This is a genomic window from Neisseria sp. HMSC074B07 (genome assembly GCF_001810355.1).
Lineage (GTDB): Bacteria > Pseudomonadota > Gammaproteobacteria > Burkholderiales > Neisseriaceae > Neisseria.
On the sequence record NZ_KV800956.1, the window covers coordinates 16,506 to 19,114 of the forward strand.

Annotated in this window: 2 protein-coding genes; both read left to right on the forward strand. The window is 52.9% G+C overall.

Features of this window, described 5'->3' with window-relative positions; translation table 11 throughout:
* The first annotated feature begins 74 nt into the window (after positions 1-74).
* Positions 75-1,598: a phospholipase D family protein gene (locus HMPREF2726_RS08810; protein ID WP_070603039.1), complete on the forward strand. Its 1,524-nt coding sequence runs from the start codon at positions 75-77 to the stop codon at positions 1,596-1,598.
* Positions 1,599-1,923: 325 nt separating this feature from the next.
* Entirely contained in the window at positions 1,924-2,460 is a 537-nt protein-coding gene (locus HMPREF2726_RS08815) for a C40 family peptidase (protein WP_070603042.1), read from the forward strand.
* Positions 2,461-2,609 lie beyond the last annotated feature (149 nt).

Genomic DNA, 2,609 nt, shown 5'->3' on the forward strand with positions numbered 1-2,609 from the left:
CCGTACTGGTTTAAAGTTAATCCAATATAAAAATACCGTTTCAGCGAAAAAGGTCGTCTGAAATGCCCTCAAGAATGAAAAAAATCCATCTCATCCTTATGCTTCCGGTTTTTCTGACAGGTTGCGCCGGCCTGCCCTCACTGGACGAGCGCCCTGAAAGCCACTACCTCGACATCCGTTCTGCCCCACGCATGGATGCCCTGCTCAATACCGCCTCTAGCAAAACCGGCGGCGACATTTCCAATGTCTATCTGCTCAACGACGCACAAGAAGCCTTCGTCGCCCGCGCCGCTCTGATTGAAGCCGCCGACCACACCCTAGACCTCCAATACTACATCTGGCACAACGACATCTCCGGCAAGCTCATGTTCAACCTGATCCACCGTGCCGCCGAACGCGGCGTGCGCGTGCGCCTGCTGCTGGACGACAACAACACCAACGGGCTGGACAACGTCCTGCTCGCTCTCGACAGCCATCCCAATATCGAAATCCGCTTGTTTAACCCCTTCGTCCGCCGCAAATGGCGCGCGCTCGGCTATTTGACCGACTTCCCGCGTCTCAACCGCCGGATGCACAACAAATCCTTCACCGCAGACAACCGCGCCACCATCCTCGGCGGGCGTAACATCGGCGACGAATATTTCAAAGTCGGTGAAGACACCATCTTTGCTGACCTCGACATTCTTGCCACCGGCCGCGTCGTACCCGAAGTTTCCCAAGATTTCGACCGCTATTGGGCAAGCCATTCCTCCTACACTGCCGCCAGCATCATCAAAAAAGGCGATATAGAAAAAGGCTTCCAAGAGCTGGGTTACAACGACAAAGACAAAAACGAAACCCTCAGCCGTTACCGCAGCAACATCGAAAATTCCGAACTCTACAAAAAAATGCAGAGCAACAGCATAGACTGGCAAAGCGTCCGCACCCGCCTGATCAGCGACGATCCTGCCAAAGGGCTGGACCGCGACCGCCACAAACCGCCCATTTTTGACCGCATGCAGGACGCCCTGAAAACGCCCGAAAAAAGCGTTTATCTCGTTTCGCCCTATTTCGTTCCCACCAAATCAGGCGTGCGCGCGCTTGACCAACTCGTCAAAGACGGCGTGGACGTCACCGTCCTGACCAACTCGCTCCAAGCAACCGATGTCGCTGCCGTCCATTCGGGCTACGTCAAATACCGCAAACCCCTGCTCAAAGCCGGTGTCAAACTCTACGAGCTGCAACCCAACCACGCCGTCCCCACCACCAAAGACCGCGGCTTGACCGGTAGCTCCGCCACCAGCCTGCACGCCAAGACCTTCATCGTGGACGAAAAACGCGTCTTCATCGGCTCATTCAATCTCGACCCGCGCTCCGCCAGACTCAACACCGAAATGGGCGTCGTTCTTGAAAGTCCCCAAATTGCAGGCGAAATGCAGCGCACCCTCGTCAATACCACCCCGAAATACGCCTATCAGGTTACCCTCGACAAATACAACAAACTGCACTGGTACGACCCCACCACCCAAAAAACCTACTCCACCGAGCCGGAAGCCAAATTCTGGAAACGCGTTACCTCCAAAATCCTCTCCATCCTGCCGATAGAAGGATTGCTGTAAAACCCGAACAAAAGGTCGTCTGAAAACCCGGATTGGCATTTTCAGACGACCTCAAAACAAAAAACAAACTGAACAAACATCAACCCGACACAATATCAAGTTACCACACAAAGCTACGGACTCATTTTCAACCCGCAATACATTAGCCTGCCGATAAAATCGAACATTATCAAAAACAAACCAGTCCGTTCACCCATCTGCGCCAAACCGTATTTTTCGTCTTTCTCGCCCTTCCGTTCTTTACGCCCATATTCGTAGAAACAGAAAAACCTTTTTCAGACGACCTCATGCAGACCTCGTCTGAAACGCCCCAAAAAGGAATCCCATGAAACCGATTATCCGTACCGCCCTAACTGCCGCCATCATCCTACCCCTCGCCTCCTGCGGTCTTTTCTCCGGCAAACATCATCCGAAAACCAAAACCCACACCACCGCCCGAACCGTTCAACCCGTCCGCATTAGCAACATCGACCGCACTCAAGGTTCTCAAGAACTTATGCTCCACAGCATGGGACTAGTCGGCACACCTTACAGATGGGGCGGCAGCAGCACTGCCACCGGCTTCGATTGCAGCGGCATGATTCAATTCGTCTATAAAAACGCCCTCGGCGTCAGTCTCCCGCGAACCGCCCGCGACATGGCGGCAGCCAGCCGCAAAATCCCCGACAACCAACTAAAAGCCGGTGACCTCGTCTTTTTCAACACCGGCGGTTCATCCCAATATTCCCACGTCGGCCTCTACATCGGCAACGGCGAATTTATCCACGCCCCAAGCAGCGGCAAAACCATCAAAACCGAAAAACTCTCCAGCCAGTATTACGCCAAACATTATCTCGGCGCGCATACTTTCTTTACGGAATAAGGCATACAGCGGGATTCTTTATCCATAAGACAAGGCGGCAAAGCAAACCAAAGCCGTTAACGTAATATCAATTCCAATGCAACAAATCAAAAAGGTCGTCTGAAAACCTGTCTTTCAAGTTTGAACTGCACCCCAAAAGTTGGACATCC

What these genes read in the sequence shown, in the direction of transcription:
- HMPREF2726_RS08810 (WP_070603039.1), top strand. Translation starts at nt 75, where the DNA reads ATGAAAAAAATCCATCTCATCCTTATGCTTCCGGTTTTTCTGACAGGT.
- HMPREF2726_RS08815 (WP_070603042.1), top strand. Translation starts at nt 1,924, where the DNA reads ATGAAACCGATTATCCGTACCGCCCTAACTGCCGCCATCATCCTACCC.